The 19,802-nt window shown below is 68.8% G+C and carries 17 protein-coding genes and 1 pseudogene; 7 read left to right on the top strand and 11 right to left on the bottom strand.

Annotated elements, in window-relative coordinates; genetic code table 11:
* Positions 1-53 precede the first annotated feature (53 nt).
* The 8 genes and pseudogenes from hisD to cuyA all read right to left on the bottom strand — a co-directional run bounded on the left by hisD (position 54) and on the right by cuyA (position 7,109).
* A complete protein-coding gene (gene hisD / locus RUMESO_RS03660) occupies positions 54-1,370 on the bottom strand; it encodes a histidinol dehydrogenase (protein ID WP_037278147.1) in 1,317 nt (438 codons plus the stop codon).
* 8 nt (positions 1,371-1,378) lie between these two features.
* The gene (locus RUMESO_RS03655) at positions 1,379-2,257 is read right to left on the bottom strand and encodes an ABC transporter permease subunit (RefSeq protein WP_037278146.1); all 879 of its coding nucleotides are present in this window, start codon (positions 2,255-2,257) and stop codon (positions 1,379-1,381) included.
* Positions 2,254-3,042, bottom strand: a complete 789-nt coding sequence (locus tag RUMESO_RS03650) for a taurine ABC transporter ATP-binding protein (protein WP_037278145.1) — start codon at positions 3,040-3,042, stop codon at positions 2,254-2,256. Before RUMESO_RS03650 ends, RUMESO_RS03655 begins: the two co-directional genes overlap by 4 nt.
* A gap of 69 nt (positions 3,043-3,111) precedes the next feature.
* Entirely contained in the window at positions 3,112-3,465 is a 354-nt protein-coding gene (locus tag RUMESO_RS26070; RefSeq protein ID WP_211262767.1) for a hypothetical protein, read from the bottom strand.
* Positions 3,466-3,667: 202 nt separating this feature from the next.
* A pseudogene (locus RUMESO_RS28320) lies at positions 3,668-3,997 on the bottom strand (PhnD/SsuA/transferrin family substrate-binding protein); the annotation flags it as partial.
* Positions 3,998-4,155: 158 nt separating this feature from the next.
* Positions 4,156-4,878, bottom strand: a complete 723-nt coding sequence (cuyB, locus tag RUMESO_RS03640) for a cysteate racemase (RefSeq protein ID WP_037278144.1) — start codon at positions 4,876-4,878, stop codon at positions 4,156-4,158.
* On the bottom strand, positions 4,875-6,083 hold the full coding sequence (locus RUMESO_RS03635; RefSeq protein ID WP_037278143.1) for a DegT/DnrJ/EryC1/StrS family aminotransferase: 1,209 nt from the start codon (positions 6,081-6,083) through the stop codon (positions 4,875-4,877). The genes cuyB and RUMESO_RS03635 overlap by 4 nt, the downstream gene beginning before the upstream one ends.
* A gap of 3 nt (positions 6,084-6,086) precedes the next feature.
* Entirely contained in the window at positions 6,087-7,109 is a 1,023-nt protein-coding gene (gene cuyA, locus RUMESO_RS03630) for a D-cysteate sulfo-lyase (RefSeq protein WP_037278142.1), read from the bottom strand.
* 108 nt (positions 7,110-7,217) lie between these two features.
* Between cuyA and RUMESO_RS03625 the strand changes: the two genes are divergently transcribed.
* On the top strand, positions 7,218-8,105 hold the full coding sequence (locus RUMESO_RS03625; RefSeq protein ID WP_037278141.1) for a LysR family transcriptional regulator: 888 nt from the start codon (positions 7,218-7,220) through the stop codon (positions 8,103-8,105).
* Between the two features lie 139 nt (positions 8,106-8,244).
* On the opposite strand, the gene RUMESO_RS03620 is transcribed toward RUMESO_RS03625, so the two are convergent.
* Positions 8,245-9,345: an alpha/beta fold hydrolase gene (locus RUMESO_RS03620; protein ID WP_211262766.1), complete on the bottom strand. Its 1,101-nt coding sequence runs from the start codon at positions 9,343-9,345 to the stop codon at positions 8,245-8,247.
* A 335-nt stretch (positions 9,346-9,680) separates the two neighbouring features.
* Positions 9,681-11,477 (bottom strand): M24 family metallopeptidase, encoded by a 1,797-nt coding sequence (locus RUMESO_RS03615; RefSeq protein WP_037278140.1) that lies wholly within the window; start codon positions 11,475-11,477, stop codon positions 9,681-9,683.
* A gap of 182 nt (positions 11,478-11,659) precedes the next feature.
* On the opposite strand from RUMESO_RS03615, the gene RUMESO_RS03610 reads away from it, so the two are divergent.
* The 6 genes from RUMESO_RS03610 to RUMESO_RS27645 all read left to right on the top strand — a co-directional run bounded on the left by RUMESO_RS03610 (position 11,660) and on the right by RUMESO_RS27645 (position 19,239).
* Complete coding sequence (locus tag RUMESO_RS03610) at positions 11,660-13,258, top strand: ABC transporter substrate-binding protein (protein WP_037278138.1); 1,599 nt, start codon at positions 11,660-11,662, stop codon at positions 13,256-13,258.
* Positions 13,259-13,332: 74 nt separating this feature from the next.
* Positions 13,333-15,261 carry a S9 family peptidase gene (locus RUMESO_RS03605; RefSeq protein ID WP_037278137.1) on the top strand — a complete coding sequence of 643 codons (1,929 nt, stop codon included), beginning with the start codon at positions 13,333-13,335 and terminating at the stop codon, positions 15,259-15,261.
* Positions 15,254-16,216, top strand: a complete 963-nt coding sequence (locus RUMESO_RS03600; protein WP_037278136.1) for an ABC transporter permease — start codon at positions 15,254-15,256, stop codon at positions 16,214-16,216. Before RUMESO_RS03605 ends, RUMESO_RS03600 begins: the two co-directional genes overlap by 8 nt.
* Positions 16,213-17,058, top strand: a complete 846-nt coding sequence (locus RUMESO_RS03595) for an ABC transporter permease (protein WP_037278135.1) — start codon at positions 16,213-16,215, stop codon at positions 17,056-17,058. Before RUMESO_RS03600 ends, RUMESO_RS03595 begins: the two co-directional genes overlap by 4 nt.
* Positions 17,055-18,881: an ABC transporter ATP-binding protein gene (locus RUMESO_RS03590; RefSeq protein WP_037278134.1), complete on the top strand. Its 1,827-nt coding sequence runs from the start codon at positions 17,055-17,057 to the stop codon at positions 18,879-18,881. Before RUMESO_RS03595 ends, RUMESO_RS03590 begins: the two co-directional genes overlap by 4 nt.
* A 223-nt stretch (positions 18,882-19,104) precedes the next feature.
* Positions 19,105-19,239, top strand: coding sequence for a hypothetical protein (locus RUMESO_RS27645; protein ID WP_281177522.1), 135 nt, complete (start codon positions 19,105-19,107; stop codon positions 19,237-19,239).
* Between the two features lie 50 nt (positions 19,240-19,289).
* On the opposite strand, the gene RUMESO_RS28315 is transcribed toward RUMESO_RS27645, so the two are convergent.
* Entirely contained in the window at positions 19,290-19,751 is a 462-nt protein-coding gene (locus RUMESO_RS28315; RefSeq protein ID WP_425414865.1) for a proline racemase family protein, read from the bottom strand.
* Positions 19,752-19,802: the final 51 nt, after the last annotated feature.

Here is a 19,802-nt window from a genome sequence, read left to right as displayed (position 1 = left end):
CCCCAATGGTCACCGATCCGGCCCTTGAGCCCAGAGGGGGGAGTTCCGCAAGATCAGACGGCGTCATGCGGGGCCGCAAGGTCGAAGCGTTCGCTGGGAAAGAACCTCTCAAGCCGGACGTCTGCGGAGCGGGCGTGGCCCTCCATGCCTTCAAGGCGCGAGATGCGCGCAGTGGCCAACGCCAGGGGCCGGGCGGCGTCGCGGGTGGCGCGCTGCCAGGTCACCGTCTTCAGGAACTTGTGGACCGACAGCCCGCCGGTGTAGCGGGCCGCCCCCGAGGTGGGGAGCACATGGTTCGGGCCCGAGGCCTTGTCGCCGAAAGCCACCGTGGTCTCCTCGCCGAGGAAGAGGGACCCGTAGGAGCGGAGCCGCCCGAGCCACCAGTCGAGGTCGGCGGCCTGGACGTGTAGGTGCTCGGGCGCGGTGGCGTCGGCGACCTCGGCCATCTCCTCGCGCGTGGCACAGAGGATCACCTCGGCGCAGTCGGCCCAGGCGGCGCGGGCGCTGGCCGCGTTCGGGGCGGGGAGTTCTTCTATGAGTCGGGGGGCGAGGTCGAGCACACGCTCGGCCAGCCGCCGGTCGTCGGTGACGAGCCAGACAGGCGAGGTCGGGCCGTGCTCGGCCTGCCCGACGAGGTCCCAGGCCACGAGGTCCGGGTCTGCGGTGGCATCCGCGACGACCATGCTGTCGGTCGGGCCCGCGACCATGTCGATGCCCACCCGCCCATAGAGGAGGCGCCTTGCCTCGGCCACGTAGGCGTTGCCCGGACCCACGAGGATGTCCACGGGCGGCAGGCCGAAGAGCCCCTCGGCCATCGCGGCGATGCCCTGCACGCCGCCCACTGCCAGGATCGCGTCGGCGCCGCAAAGGTCCATTGTGTAGAGGATCGCGGGCGGGATGCCCTGGCCCGGACGCGGCGGGGAGCAGGCGGTGACATGCGTCACGCCCGCGACCTTGGCGGTGGTGATGGTCATGATCGCGCTGGCCACGTGGGAGTAGCGACCGCCGGGGACGTAGGCGCCGGCCGCGCTGACCGGGATCTGCCGCTGACCGGCGAGGAGGCCGGGGACGATCTCGACCTCGCAGTCCGAGATGGTTGCGCGCTGCGCCTCCGCGAAGCGGCGGACGTTGTCATGGGCGAAGCGGATGTCGGCCTTCAGCGCCTCTGGCACCCGATCGGCCGCCATGGCACGCTGCTCGGGGGTGACGAGGAGGTCGCCCTCCCACCGGTCAAGGTCGCGGGCATAGTCACGGACCGTCGCCTCGCCGCCCTGGGCGATATGGGCCAGCATGGCGGCGACAGTCGCGCTGACATCCTCCTGTCCAGATTCAGGGGTGCGGGTCGCCGTCTTGAGATGAACGATAGTCATGGCACTCCTCACATCCGGCCTTTCCAAGGGACCACCCGACGCTCGACGGCGCGCATCAGGAGGTCGAAGGCGTAGGCGATGGCGGCGATGACGATGATCCCGACGATCACCGTGGAGGTTTGGAGGAACTGGCTCGCCGAGAGGACCATGTAGCCCAATCCCTTCGTCGCCGCGACCATCTCGGCCGCGACCAGGGTGGTCCAGCCGAACCCCACGCCGATGCGCATCGCAGTCAGGATTTCGGGGAGTGCCGAAGGCAGGATGACATGGCGCATGACCTGCCAGCGCGTCGCCCCGAAGGAATAGGCGGCGTGGATCTGCTCGATGGCGGCGGACTTGACGCCGGCGCGGGCGCCCAGGGCCACGGGGGCGAAGACCGAGAGGAAGATGAGCAGGACCTTGGCCGTCTCGCCGATGCCGAACCAGATGATCATCAGCGGCAGGTAGGCCAGCGGCGGGATGGGGCGGTAGAACTCGATGGGCGGGTCGAAGATCCCGCGCACCAGGGGGCTCATGCCCATGGCGAGGCCCAGCGGGATGCCCAGGGCGCAGGCGAGGACGAAGGCCCCGAAGACCCGGGCGGTCGAGATGGCGATGTGCTCCAGGAAGGACGTGTTGGTGAAGCCGTTCTGCCAGATGTCGGCGAACTTCTGGAGGATCGCGCCCGGTGAGGGCACGAAGAGCGGCTTCACCCATCCCGTCGCGGTGACGATCCACCAGAGGAACAGGAGCAACGCGATAGAGGCGAGGGACAGCCACGTCGTGTCGCCGGAGCCGGGGACCCCGTAGGTCTCGCCCGGGCGCGTCGGAGCCGCGCGGGTCAGGCGGGTCAGCCAGCCGGAGGAGGACGGGCGGGCGCGCGTCGGTGCCTGGGTCTGGTCGGTCATGCCGCGGCCTCCTCGTCGGCGAAGATGATGCGAAGAACTTCCTCGCGAAGCCGGATGAACTCGGGCGAGGCCTTGACCTCCCGTGCGGGCGCCCCCGCCAGGAACTGCCGCGAGAAGGGAAGGTCGAAGCGGTGCGCGATGCGCCCCGGCCGGGGCGACATGACGATGAGGCGCGTCCCCATGAAGAGTGCCTCCTCGACCGAGTGAGTGATGAAGAACACGGCTTTGCCGGTCTCGTGCCAGATCCGCAGGATCAGTTCCTGCGCCTTCTCGCGTGTGAGCGCGTCTAGCGCGCCGAGGGGCTCGTCCATCAGGAGGAGGCGCGGATCGCAAGTGAGCGCGCGGGCGATGCCGACGCGTTGCTGCATCCCGCCCGAAAGCTTGTAGACCTTGGACCTGCGGAACTCCCCCAGTCCCAGGAGGTCGATGAAGCGGCCCGCCGTGGCGTGGCGCTCGGCCTCGGGGAGGCCGCGCAGCATCAGGCCGAAGGCGACGTTGTCGATCACGTCGAGCCACGGCATGAGCGCGTGCTTCTGGAACACGACGGAGCGGTCGGCGCCGGGCCCGTCGACCGGGCGGCCGTCCAGCATGATGCTCCCCGAGGTCGGGGACAGGAAGCCCGCGATAAGGTTCAGGAGCGTGGACTTCCCGCAGCCGGACGCCCCGAGCGCCACGACGAAATCGTCCCGCTCCACCGACAGGTCGATCCGGCGGAGCGCCTCGACGGGCGGACGCCCGTCCGCCGCCGGATAGACCACTGACACGTCGGCGATGTTCAGGCCCATGGATTGCCTCCCCGATGTGATCCCTTGGAGGCCGAGGCCCGGGCTCCTCCCGGCCCCCTGGCCGCCGCGCTACTGGCTGGCCGCCGTGCCGATGGAGGTGTTGACGAAGCCCGAGTAGTCGTCGGCCGCGGCGTCGATGCGTCCGGCCGTCACCAGGAAGTCGGCCGTCATCTTCATCGTCGCGGGCGCCAAGCCGAGCCAGGTCTCGCCCAACTGCTCGGACAGCGGGATGAAGGAGAAACCCGCGAGGATGCCCGGCACCTGCGCGGGATCGGCCCCGGTCTGCTCGGCGATGGTCGCCACCTGCGGGCTGTCGGCGGTCCAGGCGGCCGGGTCGGCGAGGTAGGCCGCGTTCGCCGCGTCCATGGTGCGGGCGAAGGCCGCCATGGCCTCGGCGTTCTCCTCCGCGAAGGCGCGGTCCACGACCCAGCCGTCGAAGGTCGGGTAGCCCCAGGCGGCGGTCTCGTCGGCGCCGACGAGCAGCGTGCCCGTCTGCAGGATCTGGCTCTGGACGGGCTGCCAGATGAAGGCCGCGTCGACGGCGCCCTGCTCCCAGCCGGGCGGCGGATGACTGTGGGTCGGGGGGCATGTTCATGATGGTGACGTCGCCCTCGGCGACCCCGGCATGGGCCAGCGCGCCCATCAGCGAGAAGTGCGCGGTCGAGCCCACCGGCACGGCCACGCGCTTGCCCGCGAGATCGCCGAGCGACGCGATGCCAGCGTCGTCGCGGACCACCAGGCTCTCGGCCTTGCCGATGACCTGCGCCAGCATGAAGAGCTGGAGGTCGACGCCTTGGCTCGCTGCGATGGCGAGGGGCGAGGACCCCAGCTCGGCGATCTTGACGTCGCCGGAGGCCATGGCGGCGATCACGTCCGCCCCCGAGGCGAACTGCCGCCATTCGATGTCCCAGCCGGTCGCCGCCTCGAAGGCGCCCTCGGCGCGGGCGACCTGCATGGGGGTGGGGTTGCCGAACTGGCCGATCACCACGGTCTCGGCCGAGGCGGCGGCGCTGCAAAGCGCAAGAGCGGCCGCGCCGGCCAGGAAGGTCCTGGTCGTCATCTCGTGTCTCCTCTGTTGATGGGCGGGCTCTGGCGGCCCCTTGTCGTCCCTCGCTAGGAGGCTTCCCTCCGGGCGGCGGTGGTCTGGGTAGAGGCGAAGTCGAGGATGCCGTCCACGAGGCAATCCAGCGTGTCGATCCCGGCGGCCCCCACGGGGACCGCGTCGGCGATGAGCGAGAACTCGGTGCAGGCGATGAGCTGGACCTTGGCGCCCTGCGCCAGGAGCCCCGCCGAGGCGGCGGCGAGCGCGCCTCGGGCCTCGGCCCCGGCCCGCCTGGCCTTGATCGCGCGGATCGCGGCGAGGAGAGAGCCCTCGTCCTCGGCATAGGCGGCGACCAGCCCGCGCCGCGCGAGGGCCGCGTCGAAGAGGCCGATCCGGCGCAGGGCGGGCGAGGCCAGCACGCCCACGCTCTCCCCGGCTCCGGCCCGCGCGGCGGCCGCGTCGGCCGCGAGTTCGATCATGTCGATCAGCGGGATGCCGACGGCGGCCCGGATCGCGGGCGCGTAGTAGTGCGCGGTGTTGCAGGGCATGGCCAGCGCCTCGGCCCCCGCCAGCTCCAGCCGCTGCGCCATGGCGGCGAGGACCGGGGCCGGGTCCTCGCCCCGTCCCTCCAGCAGCCGGGCGATGCGCGAGGGGACCTGGGGGTTCTGGTCGACGATGAGCGGAACGTGATCCGAGTCGTCGCCGGCCGGGGTAGTGTCAATGAGCCGGGACATCAGGAGGACTGTGGCCTCCGGCCCCATGCCGCCAAGGATGCCGACACGGCGGGGTGTCATGCGGCGGCCCCGAGGTCGAGCGCCGTCGCGGCGTCGAGGATGTGGCCGGAGATGAGGTCGCAGTCCTCCAGCGTGAAGGTCAGGGGCAGGCGCATGTCGAAGAGCCCGGAGAGGATGCGGTCGGTGCGCGGCAGGCTCTGGGGGGCCACATAGCGCCAGCTCCGGTGCGCGGAGGTGAAGCCCACGGGCTCCGCCGCGCCGAACCACTTCAGCTCGACCCCCCGCGCCGAGCAGTCCGCCAGGAAGCCCCGGGCGCCCGATTCGGACAGGCCGGGGACCAGGAACTGGATCGAGGAGCCGACATAGGCCTCGTCGCGCGGGCGGCGGGGCAGGCGGATGGCGTTGTGGCCGGCGAGATAGGCGGCCACGCGGTCGTGGCGCTCGTTCCAGGCCGCGACGGCGCCGTCGATGTCCCGGAGCTGCGGCCGGAGGAGCGCCGCGCGCAGATTGTCCATGCGGGCCGACAGGTTGGGCGTGTCAAGGCGGACGTCCTCGAACGCCTCGGCCCCCGGACCGGCGCCATGCCCGGCATAGAGCATGTAGGAGCCCGACAGGATCGTCGCGCGCGCGATCAACTCCGCGTCGTCGGTGACGAGGAGGCCGCCCTCGCCCGAGTTCATGTGCTTGTAGGTCTGCGTGGAGAAGCATCCGGCGAGGCCGAAGCTCCCCGACCGGCGCCCGGCCCAGGAGGCGCCCATCGTGTGGGCGCAGTCCTCGATCACCTTCAGGCCCATCCCGGCCGCGACGGCCATGAGCCGGTCCATGTCGGGCAGGTGCCCGCGCATCAGCGACAGCAGGAGGACCCGCGCCCCCGACGCGCGGGCCTTGGCGGCGAGGTCGTCGAGGTCGATGACGAGGTCCTCGTTGATCTCGACCAGCACGGGCTCGGCACCCACGCCGGCGATGGCGCCGGGGACCGGGGCCAGGGTGAAGGCGTTCGTCAGCACCCGGTCGCCCGGCCGCACGCCGGCGGCGCGCAGCACGATTTGCATGGCCTGCCCGCCCGAAGCCACCGCCAGGCAATGGCGCGAGCCCTGCCAGGCCGCGAACTCCCGCTCCAGCGCCGAGGCCTCCGACTCCTCGCCAGGGGCCACGTTGTAGCGGTGCAGGCGCCCCGACCGCATGACCCTGGTCGCCGCCTCGATCGCCTCCTCGGGGATGGGGAGCTGCTGGGTGAAGGAGCGGGTGAAGCGCGGCCGGTCCATGGTCTACTCGGCTGCCAGGGTCTCGGGCGTCCGGCGCAGGGCGGCGTCATAGCCGAAGAGCGCGGCCGCCCCGCCGGTGTGCAGGAAGACGATCCGCTCGCCCTTGGCGAAGCGGCCCTTGCGGCAGTAGTCGATGAGCCCGGCCGCGCCTTTCCCGGAATAGACGGGGTCAAGGAGGATGCCCTCGAGCTCCGCGAACATGCGGATGGCCTCGATCGTGTCCTCGCGCGGGATGCCATAGCCCGGGCCAACATAGTCCGAGTCCGCCACCACATCCTCGCGCACGACCACGCCCGGGCAGCCCAGCTTCTCGGCGGTCCGCTGGGCGAGGCCAAAGACCATCTCCTCCTGCTTCTGCTTGGGCGCGCGGACCCCGAACCCCAGGCAAGGGATGCCCGCGTTCAGCGCCTTGAGGCCCACGACGAGGCCGGCATGGGTCCCAGCACTCCCTGTGGCCGTCACCAGCCGGTCGATGACGAGTCCCCGGTCATTCGCCTGCGAGACGAGCTCGAAGGCGCAGTTCACGTAGCCGAGGGCCCCCGTCGGGTTCGACCCGCCACCGGGGATGGCGTAGACCTTGCGGCCCTTGGCCCGCTCGGCGGCCGCAACCGCCTCCAGCTCGGCGTTCATGTCGAGGCCGGACGGGCGCTCCTCCATGGTAGCGCCGTGCAGAAGGTCGAGAAGGACGTTGCCGTTCCCTTTGTAGTTCGGCTCCTTCGACGCGGTCCGGTCCTCGAGGAGGAGATGGCAGGCCATCCCGAGCCGGGCTGCCGCGGCCGCCGTCTGGCGCGCGTGGTTCGACTGGGTGGCGCCCTGCGTCATCACCAGGTCGGCGCCCTGAGCCTGCGCCTCGGCCATCAGGAACTCCAGCTTGCGGGTCTTGTTGCCCCCCGTGGACAGGCCCGTGCAGTCGTCGCGCTTGATCCAGATCTCGGGGCCGCCCAGCTCGCGGCTGAGCCGGTCGAGCCGCTCGAGCGGGGTAGGAAGATGCGCGAGCGACACGCGCGGAAAGCGGGCCAGGTGCATGCTTGGCTCCTTCTACCTTGCATCTTTGGACCTTACTGCCCGGCAGCGCTTGCTACAAACGCGAAGATCAGCAGATAAATTGCCGAATCTGCAACTTAATGGACGATCATGCGGCTCGAATGGCTTGAGGATATCTTGGCGGTTGCCGAAACGGGCTCCCTCGCCGAGGCCGCCGAACGGAGGCATCTCAGCCCCTCGGCCTTCTCGCGGCGGATCCAACTCATTGAGAATTATGTGGGGGTGGAGCTGTTCGACCGCTCCCGCAAGCCTGTCCAGCTGCACCCGGTGGCTGCAGACTACCGGGACCGGATGGTGGAGCTGGCCGGGGCCTTGCGCCATCTTCGCGATGACCTGCAAAGGGGTGCGCGCCTATCCAGCAATCGGTTGGTGCTGGCGAGTCAGCATGCGCTCACCGCCGCCCTGACGCCCAGCCTGATCCAGAGCATCCAGCAGCGTCATCCCCAGGCCTATGTGCGCCTGCGTTCGGCGAATCTCGACGAGTGCTTCGGCCTGCTCCTGTCAGGGCAGGCGGACATCGCGCTCGCCTACCGAGTGCCGGGCGAGGAGCACCCGATCCAGGCCGACTTCATCGAGGCCGTCGAGATCGGCCGTGACCGCCTCATCCCCGTGCTGGGCATGAACACGCCGGCAGCCGCTTCCGACGAGGTGGGCGTCGTAGCCTATCCGGCGGATGTCTTCTTTGGTCAGGTCATGCAGCGACATGTCCTGCCTCGTCTGGAGGAAGGACCTCGCTATGTGCCCCGCGTGGAAACCGCCTTGACTCTGGCGGCCCTAGAGCTCGCGATCGAGGGGATCGGCATCGCTTGGGTTCCGGCCTCACTGGCCCGAGCCGCGGTTGCGGAGGGACGTGTTGCCGACCTATCGGACCAACTGCCAGGGTGTGAGCTATCGGTCACGGCTGTTCGACTTGCTGGACAAGGGGGCGAAATCTGTACGTCTATATGGAGTCACTTTATGGGCCTTGTCGCGACCTGATGTGGTCCACCCCCATTGAGGTTCTCTCATCGGGTGGGTCAAGACGGCCGTTTTCCATCGGTTTGGTCGCTATTGCGGGGGGCCGGCGTAGCGACCCCGAGATAGGAGACCCTGCACGCGCGACAGGGCCGCAAGCCGGTTACGTCGGCCCCGAGCCTGTGCTCCCCGTCGAAAGTGGACCGCCATCGTCTGACACCAGGGTTCGGAGCCGCTGGAATACGCGGGCCGAATCGCGGATGCCGTCGTGCTCGTATTCATTGGTGACCCAGGGACGAAGATTGCCGACGTGACGGGCGGTGTCGAGCGAGAGGCCGGCGTCGACGTACATGTCGTCGAAGTACACCACCGCCGAGACCGGCACCTCGTTCGACGCCAAGCGGTCGAGGTCATAGAGCGGGCTGTAGGCGTCGCACCGGGCCAGCGCTTCGGCGGCGTCCCGGAACGGCTGCAGCGACCTGATCTCCTCGAACATCCAGGGGAACATCATCTCGCCGGTGAACATGAGGGGCCGGCGCTCCGGAGCGAACTCCGGGAACTCGCGGCGGATTCGCTCGGCCGCCCAGTCCGTCGCGCCGGCGCCGTGGCCGTAGATGCTCTCCTGCAAGGTCGCGAACAGCGGGTTGCCGTCGAACGAGGTCGCCACGCCAACCGCCGACAGGAAGTGGTCCGATAGGCGCCCGTCCTCGGGGGAGGCCTCGTCGACTAGCCAGTGGACGTTCTCGAACCCCGGGCCCATCCCGAAGTCCAGCCCGAGGGTCTGGAGCCGGCGGACGGATAGGCGGTCACCATCCGGGAGGTGGACGTCCTCGGCGCCGAGGAGGTCCGCGATCCGGCCCACCTGGGCAACGTCCCCTGGGAAGCGCGCATAGTAGCGCGCCGTCTTCGCGGCAACTCGGGGATAGGTGCGCCGGTAGACCTCGTCCGCGGAGGGACGAAGGCTCGGCAGGCCGCCGGCGACGTAGCAGGCGGCCAGACCTTCCGGCGCCTGCGACAGGTAGGTCATGGTGAGGAAGCCGCCGTAGCTCTGGCCCAGTGTCTCCCATCGGACGCCGTCATAGAGCGACGTCCGGATATGCTCGCAGTCCCGCACGATGGAATCCGCGCGGAAGCGGAGGAGGTAGTCGGCCGAATCCCTGCCGTTCGCAAAGCGGGCCATCGTCGCGGCCTCCACGGGGTGGCTGCGGCCGGTGCCGCGCTGGTCCACCAGGATCACGCGATGGGTCTTCAGGGCCTCGGTCAACCAGGGGCTGGCTCGGGGACGGGCGCGGCGACCTGCCGCCCGGGCCGCCCTGGAGGAAGGCCAGAAGCGGCAGCGACTCGTTCCGGCGGACCGGATCAACGACCTCGCGCGCGAAGACCTGTAATGTCGGCCCATCGGTGGCCCCGAACCAGTCGAGGGGCACCGTCACGACATGGTCCCGGATGTGCATCCCGGGGATGGTGTATTCTGCGATGGGCATCAATCCGTTCCGAGAAAGGCAGGTTCCAGTGCCCGACGAACGTGCCATCCTTGGAACATTCCGGGCCTGGACACCAGATGGGACCCCGGCAGCCCCGGGGGGCAACGGCAGGCACTTACCGACCCAGCGGCTCCGTCGCACGGATGAGATAGCTGCGCGCCTCCTCGGACACCCTGTCTGCCAGCGCCTGCCGGACGCGGGCGTGATAGCCGTCAAGGAACGCAACCTCGGCCTCAGTGAGCGACTCCCTATCGGCAAGGGACAGATCGATCGGCACCAAGGTCAGGCTGCCGAACCGCAGAAAGCCCTCCCCGTCGGCCACGACCTCGACCTGGTTCTCGACCCGCATCCCGAAGCCACCAGCCTCGTAGTAGCCGGGCTCCACCGTCATCACGAGCCCTGCTTCCATCCGATGGTTGTTGGCGATCTTCTCGATGCGGTGCGGCTGCTCGTGCACCGACAGGAAGTGGCCGACGCCATGGCCTGTCCCGTGGTCGAAATCGAGGCCGAGGTCCCACAGCGGGCGACGCGCAAAGGCATCGATCTGGTGGCCCATGGTGCCAACCGGGAACCTCAGCGTCATCAGGGCGACAAAGCCTCGGAGGACCGCAGTGTAGGCACGCCGGACCTCTGGCCCGACCTCGCCGAAGGCGCGGGTGCGCGTGGCATCGGTGGTCGCGCTTAGATACTGGCCGCCCGAGTCGAGCAGATAGACCCCTTCGCCAATGGGCGCGTCCGTTTCCTCGCTGGCCGCGTAATGGCACATGGCGGCATTGGCCGATGCTGCGGAGATCGAGCGGAAGCTGGGATAGACGAATCCTGGACGCCGGCGCCTCGCCTCGATCATCCAGGCCTCGGCCTCCAGCTCCGTTACAGGGTTGCCCGCCGCCGCACGCGGGCCGGCATGTGCGTCGATCCAGGCCAGGAACTCCACCCAGGCCACCCCGTCCTCTAGGTGGGCGGTTCGGAATCCGTTCAGCTCCACCGGGTTCTTGACCGCCTTGGCGAGCGTGATCGGGCTGGCGCTGTGCAGCACGGCTCCTTGCCCTCTTGTGACCTCCAGCCCCACAGCGGCCGAGGTCAGGTCCGGGTCGAGCAGCACCCTGGCTCCCGCCGCACGCTCGCCGAGGCGAGGCAGCAGGGCTTCGGGCGGGCGCAGGACCGCGCCGTCGAGCTCATAGGCCGAGCGGTCGTTCGGCAGCTTCCGTTCGTCGACGAACCACTCGACTCCGGCATCAGCGCCGAGAAGGAGGAAGGACTGCGGAAACGGGTTGAACGCCACGTCTCCGCCCCGCACGTTGAGCAGCCAGGCGATGTTGTCGGGCTGTGTCTCGGCCAGGAGATCCGCCCCCGCCGCGGCGATGGCGGCCGCTATTCGTTGGCGCTTGCTTGCTGACGTCTCGCCAGAGAAGGACATCGGGAACGGCTCGATTCGGGCAAGGGGACGCTCGGGCTGGTCCGGCCAGATGGCGTCGACCGGGTCGACGTCCAGGGCGACCAATTCGCCGCCCCGTCGCGCGAGAGCCTCGCGCAGGCGGTCGAACATCCGGGCGGGAACCAGCATCGGATTGCAGCCGATCCGAAGCCCGGGAGCACCATGGCGCTCGAGCCACTGATCCACGGGCGAGTCGTCGTAATGCTCGATCCGGTATGAGCCCAGATCCACCTGCCGGCGCACCTGCACCTGGTAACGCCCGTCCACGAAAATGAGGCCGCCGTCGCGCAGCACGAGCGCCAGCCCCGCCGAGCCCGTGAAGCCGGTCAGGAACGCCAGCCGCTCGTCGTGGGGGGCGCAGTATTCTCCCTGATGTTCGTCGAAACGCGGTACTATGACGCCGTCGAGCCCGAGCTGCTCGATATGACGGCGCAGCGCCGACAGGCGCTCGCCGAATTCGGAATGGCCGTCCTTCACGGAGTTCTCCTGTCCGATACGAGGAAGCACGCCTTGAGTAAGCCTCCTTGCGCGGCCACTCGCAATGATCGCGGAGCCGTCGCGACCTGTGGCCTTCAGGGCCCGCATTTTCTCTTGTCGGTTTGCCGACTCGTTTCATACAGTTTTCGGGACGTCTCGGACTAGCTGTTCTGGAGAGCAAAATGCGAGCTGGCCTTCCCCGTCGTGCTTTTCTGGCCCTGAGCTCCGGAACCTTCCTGGCGGGCAACTTGGGCCTGATCCGCCCTGCCGTCGGGCAGGAGGCCATCGAGGAGATCACCTGGGCTCTCGCCAGCATCCCCGAAACGCTGTTCGTCCCCCATGCCTGGAGCACGGACAATGGGGTCATCATGTCGCTGGTCCAGGAGGGGCCGCTACTCTTCGGGGACGACCTGTCGTTGATTCCAGGCCCGGCGGAGAGTTGGGAATACGTGGACCCTACCACAGTGGTCTACCGGCTGCGCGACAGTGTGACCTTCTCGGATGGAAGCCCGCTCACGGCTGACGACGTGGTGGCGACGATCAAATTCCACCTCAATCCCGACAACGCCTCGCAGGTTGCCTCGTTCTACTCCGCCGTTGAGAGCGTCGAGGCGACCGCTCCCAACGAGGTGACGGTCAAGCTCAAGGCCCCAAACGCCCAGTTCCAGTACTGGGCGGCACACATGGCGGGGTTCCTGTTCAAGGCCGACCAGCTTGCGGACCCGATCGACCTCGGGACGCCCGACGACATCCCCCTCGGGACTGGCCCCTACAAGGTGACAGAGTTCGCGCCGGCCGAGCGGGTCGTGCTCGAGGCGCGCAGCGACTACTGGGGAGGCGCGCCGGTCGTCCAGCGGATCGTCCTAGTTGCCATCCCCGACGCGCAGAGCCGGATCCTCGCCATGCAGAACGGCGACATCGACGGCACCTTCGCCGTCGCGCTCACCGACCTGGAGCAGTGGCAGGCCGTCGAGAACGCGGAGGTCTACACGGCACCGTCGCTCGCGACCTTCGTCCTGACCCTGGATCACGAGGCCGAGCCCTTCGACGACGTGCACGTGCGCCGGGCCATCGCCTACTCGGTCGACCGCCAGGGGCTCGTGAGCGCGCTCCTCAAGGGCAAGGGCGAGCCCCTGCCCGCCCTGAACCCGCCCGAGATGTGGTCCGGAATCCTGACCCCGGACGAGGTCCGGGCCTTCTACGAGACTATCCCAGGCTACCAGTTTGACATGGACAAGGCCCGCGAGGAGCTTGCCCAGTCGACCCATCCGGACGGGTTCGCCTTCACGGCGCCGGTCTCGTCCGCCATGCCCGACCTCGTCAACTCGCTCCAAAGCTTGGCGCAGAACCTCGCGCAGCTGAACATCGACATGACCGTTCAGGAGCTCGACGCCAACCAGTGGCTCGCCGGCTACTTCCGGCACGAGAACCTCGGGATGCAGGCGATGAACTACTACCCGGACTTCAGCGATCCGGCGGCATACCCCTACCTGTTCTTCCACAGCGACAACGCGAGGGTCGACGGGATGAACGCCTCGAACTTCCGCAACCCCGAGGTGGATGCGGCCATCAACGAGGCCAATGAGAACATCGACCCGGCGGTGCGGGCCCAGGCTCTCGAGAAGGCCTTCAAGATCGCCAACGAGGACGTCGCGGTCGTTCCGCTCTATACCCCGTACAACGCCATGGTGCTCAGCGACCAGTACCAGATGACCGGCTACAACGCGTTCTGGTACAACATCCCCTGGGCGATGCGCGGGTTCGGGCCGAAGGGGTCCTGAGCATCTCGGCCGCAGCCGCGACGCGCGGCTCCGGCAGTTCCGGCTGATTTCTGACCCGCGGGCGGAGGGCCCCCATGGATCTTCCCGAGGCGGTCCGCTGGCTCGATCGCCTGAGGACGATCACCGACCTGTCCTTCGACACGGGAGGCGACGCGCTCCTGGCCACGGTGTCGCCCGCCAGTCCGCCGAAGGGCGTGCCGCTGGCCAGCCGCATCTGGCGCTTCGGCCTGGACGGCACGGCGAGTGCCCTGACCGACGGCCCGAACAGCGACGCCCTGCCCAAAGCGTCGCCCCATGGCCATGACATCGCCTTCGCCTCCGACCGGATCACGCTGGGCAAGCGGGATCTCTTCCTGCTCGACGGCGAAGGCGGCGTGCGCAAGCTCGGTGACCTGCCCGGCTCCGTCGAGGACATCCAGTGGACGCCCGACGGGCAGGGCCTCGTGGTCCTTTCGGCCGACCGGGGGCTGAATGGCGGGGCCACAACCGGCGCTACGCGCCTGTGGTGGGGCAAGGACGAGGACCCTGAAGTCACCTCGCCCCGTCCCGCCCTGCGCCGGCTGTTCCACGTCACCCTCGACGGGGGCCGGACGACCGAGGTCGGCCCGCCCGACCTGACCGTATGGGAGTTCGCCTTGACGCCGGAAGGCGCCGTGGCGGTGGTCTCCCGCGATGCCAGCGAGCGCGGCTGGTACCATCCCGAGCTTGTCCGGATCGACTTTTCGACCCGCGTGGCGCAGGTCGCGCACCGGACCGCATGGCAGCTCCAGGGGCTCTCCGCCGACACCATGGGACGACGCGTCGCCTTCCTCGAAGGCTGGTCCAGCGACCGTGGCCTCGTGGCCGGCGAAATGCGCGTGCTCGACCTCGACACGGGAGCGCTGTCGGTCTTGGCGGCGGATCGGCAGTCCAACGTCACTGCCCTGCAATGGCGCGACGACGACTCCCTTTGGTTCACAGGCTGGCGCAACCTGGGCACAGTCCACGGGGTCGTCCGGCTCACGGGCGAGATCGTCTGGCAGCGCGAAGACGACGCAATCCTCGGCGAGAACCCCTACGTGGCCCGGATCGCAGTCTCGCCGGACGGCCAGGCCGTCGCCGCCATCCGCGAGGCCATCGGCGAGCCCCAGGAAGTCGTGCTCAGGGGAGCGCAGGAGCAGGGCTGGCATCGGCTGAGCGATCTCAACGGCGAGGTAGCGCGCGGCTACCCCGACTATCCCGAGATCCGGAAGATCGGCTGGAACGGGCGCGACGGCCTGCCGCTCGAAGGCTTCGTCTACATCCCGCGCAGGCTCGGTTCCGGCCCGCATCCGATGGTCGTCAACATCCATGGCGGCCCTTGCATGTCCACCAAGCACGCCTTCGACCCCTATAACGGCCTTGCCCTTGCGGCCGCCGGGTACGTGGTCTTCGTGCCCAATTACCGGGGCAACGTCGGCTGGGGCCAGGCGATCACGCGGATGAACCTGGGCGACCCCGCGGGCGCCGAGTTCGACGATATCCTCGCCGGTGTCGAACGCTGCGTCGCGCTCGGCCTCGCCGATCCGGACCGGCTGGGGATCACGGGGCACAGCTACGGCGGCTATCTCAGCGCCTGGGCCGTCGCGGCGACCGACCGGTTCAAGGCCGCGGTGCCGGTCTCGTCAATCTGCGACCAGCTCAGCAGCCACTACTCGTGCGAGCATGACTTCCACGAGTTCATCAACGGCGGCTCGCTCCGGCTCGAAGCCCATCGGCGAATCGCCGTGGAGCGGTCGCCCCTGAACCGGCTCGAGTCCCCGACCACGCCAACCCTGCTGATCCAGGGACGAGAGGACCGCTGCACCCCGGTGGGCCAGGCGCAGGAGTTCTACGCAGCGCTGCGCGAATGCGGGGTCGAGGCCGAGTTGGTCGTCTACCCGCGCGAGGGCCATTTCCTGTCCGAGACCGAGCACCGGCACGATGCCCTGTCAAGGCAGGTGGAGTGGTTCGACCGGCATCTCCGGCAGACCGCCCGTGCCTAGCGCAGTCCTACGGCTCGTCCTCGTCCGCCTCGCCCAGGCGGTCCCGCTACTGGTGGCGATCACCTTCGCGGTCTTTGCGCTGGTCTACCTCGCGCCCGGCGACCCGGTCCGGGCCCTCCTAGGCGCCCGGGCCTCGACACCGGAGACGGTCGCGGCCATCCGTGATCGCTACAACCTCGACGACCCCTTCGTCGTCCAGTACCTCAAGTGGCTCTGGCAGGTGCTGCACGGCGATCTCGGGCGCTCCATCGTCGGCAACCGCAAGGTCCTGAACGTCATCCTCGAGCGCATGGGCCTGTCCCTCGTCCTCGCGGGGATAAGCTCGTTGATCGTCCTGCTGGTGGGGATCGGCCTCGGCGCTCTCGCCGCCTTGCGGCGGGGAGGATGGATCGACCGCGGCAGCGTCACGCTGGGCGTCGTGGGAATCAGCTCGCCAGCCTTCGTGACCGGCATCTTCCTGCTCTACGTCTTCGGCGTGGTGCTCGACTGGTTCCCCGTCTACGGGGCCGGCGACGGCGTGCTCGACCGCCTGTGGCACCTGACCCTGCCCGCCCTAGCGCTCGCTTTCTCGGTCATGGCCATCGTAGTCAAGATCACCCGCGCGGCGATGATCGAAGCGCTCTCCAAGGATTACGTCACCTTCGCCCGCGCCCGGGGCCTGAGCAGCCGCCGGATCCTGTTTAACTACGTCCTGCGCAATGCCCTGATCCCAGTGACGACGGCGGCGGGACTTGTCGTCGTCGGCCTCGTCGCGGGCTCCATCTACGTCGAGGCTACTTTCGCCCTCCCGGGCTTGGGCACTCTCACGGTGGATGCGGTCAGCAAGCGCGACATCCCGCTAATCCAAGGAACGGCGCTAGTCTTCTCCGTCTTCGTCGTGGTCGCCAACCTCGTGATCGACGTGCTTTACACGTTGATCGACCCGCGCATCCGCTACGGAGGGTCCAAGTCATGACCGCCATCGGGGCCGTTCCTGCCGTCAAGCGCCGCCGCCGGGGCTTCCGCCTGCCGATCCCCGTGGCGCTGGCCTGCCTCGTGATGGCCGTCGTCACCGCCTGCGCGATCTTCGGGTCGGCCCTCGCGCTCAAGGATCCCTATGAGCAGCGCCTCGACGTCGCGGTCTCGTCCCCATCAGCGGAGTTCCCGGCAGGCACCGATACCCTCGGACGCGACATCCTCTCGCGCGTGATCTACGGGGCCTCGAACGCCCTCATCGGGCCCCTTGTGATCGCCGCCGGAGCCTTCGCCATGGCAACGGTCCTCGGGCTGCTCGCGGGATATCTGGGCGGATGGGTCGACACGATCATCATGCGTTGGGTCGACTTCATGTTCGGGTTGCCCTCCACCCTCATCACGATCGTGGTCGTGGGGGTCGTGGGTGGGGGCTACTGGACGGCGGTATTCGTGCTGCTCGTGCTCTTCGTTGCGCCCGACACCCGCATCGTCCGCAGCGCCGTTCTCGAGCAGCGGCCCCGGACCTACATCGACGCGGCCCGCACCCTGGGAATCTCCCGAACTCGCATCATCTTCATCCACATCCTGCCCAACATCCTGCCCATCGTCCTTGCCTACGTGGCCATCGACTTTGCTTTCGCGCTGGTCAACCTCGCCGGCCTCTCCTTCCTTGGCCTCGGGGTCGAACCTGGCACGCCCGACTGGGGCCGGATGCTCTCGGAGAATCGCAACCTCATCGCCTCCAATCCCCCCGGCATTCTCCTCCCTGCAGCGATGATTATCCTGACCGCCGTGAGCATGAACCTGATCGGCGACTGGGTCTTCGAGAGATTCACGAAATGAGCCTGATCTACTCCTCGGGCAACCTCCTGCGTGTCGAGGATATGTCCCTGTTCCACGATGCGCCTACTGGCCGGCGCACACTCACCGTCGCGACGAGCCTCCAGCTCGAGCGGGGCGGGTCGCTGGCCATCGTCGGCGAGTCCGGCTCCGGCAAGTCGCTCACCGCCAAGGCTATCGCGGGCCTCCTGCCTCCCGGCGTAAGGCTGAGCGGCTCGATCCGGCTTGAGGGAGAGGAGCTCACCGGCCTCGCCGAGCGGGACTGGCAGCGCATCCGCGGCCGACGCATCTCGATGCTGCTCCAGGACCCGTTCACGATGATGAACCCGGTCATGCGATGCGGAGCCCACATAGAGGAGATGCTGCGGGACCAGCCCGAGTTCAGGAGCCGGTCCGCCCGAAGAGCCGAGGTCGCGCGGCGCCTGGCAGAAGTGGGGATCAACGATGCGTCTGTCGCCGACCGGCTGCCCTTCCAGCTCTCGGGTGGAATGTGCCAGAGGGTGGCCTTGGCAGCGGCACTGGCACGCGATCCCGAAATCCTTATCGCCGACGAGCCGTCCACGGCCCTGGACGTAACCACCCAGGCCGAGATCATGAGGCTTCTTAATCGCGCACAGGCCGAACGCGGCATGGCGCTGATCCTCATCACCCACGACCTGCGCCTCGCCTTCTCCGCCTGCGAGCGGGTCTGCGTCTTCTATGCCGGCCAGATGATCGAGGTAGGCGCGGCCCCGGCTCTCGCGGCGGCTCCCTTCCACCCCTACACCACAGGGCTTCTTCTCTCGGAGCCGCCGGCCAGCCGACGCGTCAGCACCCTGGTCGCCATTCCCGGGCGCGTGCCACCCGCCGACGCGGTGGAGAACGAGTGTCCCTTCTCGGACCGCTGCCGATGGGTGGTCGACGCGAAGTGCCGGACCACTCGCCCGCCGCTGGTCGAGCGCACCCCGGCCCGCTTCACCGCCTGTGTCCGCCAGCCCGAGATCCAGGGCGAGCTCGATGCCCTTCGGACGGCTGCCTTGGAAGCCGCGAACGAGCCGGAACCTGTCACCCCGGAAAACGGGGCTCTGGTCCACGTCGCAGGTCTCTGCAAGTCGTTCGGCGGCAAGAGGCCGATGCACGCGCTCAAGGGAGTCAGCCTGTCGGTCGGCCGGGGCGAGTGCCTGGGCCTTGTCGGCGAATCCGGATCGGGCAAGACGACCCTAGGCCGTTGCCTCGTCGGCCTAGAGACGCCGACCTCGGGCCAGATCGTGATCGAAGGCATCCCGAGCGCGGACTTCGAGGCCCTCGCCCGCAACGAGCGCGCCCGCGTGCGGCAGACGATCCAGATGATCTTCCAAGACCCCTACGCCACGCTCAATCCCAAGCACAGCGTCGGCCGGGCGCTGGAGGAGTCGCTGCGGATGTCCCAGCGCACCGGCCGCACTCAGGATCATGTCCGAACGCTTCTGTCCGAGGTCGGGCTGACGGAGGCCTATGCCGGCCGATACCCGTCCGAGCTCTCCGGCGGCGAGCGCCAGCGCGTCGCCATCGCGCGGAGCCTCGCCGTCGACCCCGCAGTCCTCGTATGCGACGAGCCCGTCTCGGCGCTCGACGTGTCGGTGCAGGCGCAGGTCCTGAATCTGTTCAAGTCGCTGATGGCGAGCCGCGAACTTTCGCTGCTCTTCATCACCCATGACCTCGCGGTGGTGCGGCAGATCGCAGACCGTATCTGCGTTATCTACCTCGGCGAGATCGTCGAAGAGGGTCCGTGCCAGCAGGTTCTGAACGATCCGCAACACCCTTACACCCGCCGCCTCATCAGCGCGATTCCCGCGCCTGCGCACTGACCCGGCCATCATCGCAGTCCGCCCTGACCGGAACCCATGCAAGAGCTCGGACGCGCATTCAGGCCCAGAAGAGAGCCGTCGCATGGGTCGGCTGGTCTGGCGGGACCGGGCGGGAGCTACGGGCGAAGTCCGACCGTAGCGGTGCCGCGCTCGCCCACGCGGCTGGGGAAGCGGCGTCCGCTCGAGGACAGCCCACCTCGCGTAGGCTTGCGGGATCAGGCAGGTGCCGACGCCTCTGACGAGCCGGGACGCCAAGGCCATGCCCGAGATGGCCGAGGTGGGCGCGAGAGAAGAGCTTCTCTGGCAGTGCTACCCCGGCTGGCGCTGGCCGCGCCAGCAGCCGGCCCGCTTCGACTGATCAGGACCCGTGCTACTCCGCCCGATGAGGATATTATCGGTTCACGAGGCTCAGCCCGCGTCTGCCGCGTGTGGTCCCGGCAGGGAGGGCACATCGTGACTTACCGCGCGCCCCAGGTGTCGGTGAGCCGGTAGCCATGGGTTCTCGGGGTCGAGCATGTGCTGGTGCGTCCCCGTGATCCAGCCCCGCCCGGAGATTTCTGGCATGATTGCGGGCTGACCGCCGACGATGGTCGTCCCAAGGATGCGCCCCGTGAAGGTGGAGCCGATCAGCGACTCCGATGAGAGCGTCTCGCGCTCGGCCATCAGACCGCGCGCATGCAGGACCGCCATGCGGGCCGAAAGCGCGGTGCCGGTGGGTGAGCGGTCCACCTTGCCCGGCCGGATCGTCACCGCAGAACACGCGCGCAGGCCCTCCGCCCCGCGCTTCAGCGGCCCCGCGAAGAGGCAGAAGCAGAAGGAGAACTGCCGCCAGTCCAGGCTCTCGGGGTGCGAGAAGCCCCAGCGCCTCATCCGCCGCCCTGGTGATGCGCACGCCGAGCCGAGCGATGTCGTGCGCCTCGT

Origin of the sequence: Rubellimicrobium mesophilum DSM 19309, from assembly GCF_000600335.2 — a bacterium.
GTDB lineage: Bacteria > Pseudomonadota > Alphaproteobacteria > Rhodobacterales > Rhodobacteraceae > Rubellimicrobium > Rubellimicrobium mesophilum.
The sequence above is the reverse complement of the archived record's forward strand: the minus strand, read 5'-3'. Positions and strand labels throughout refer to the sequence as shown.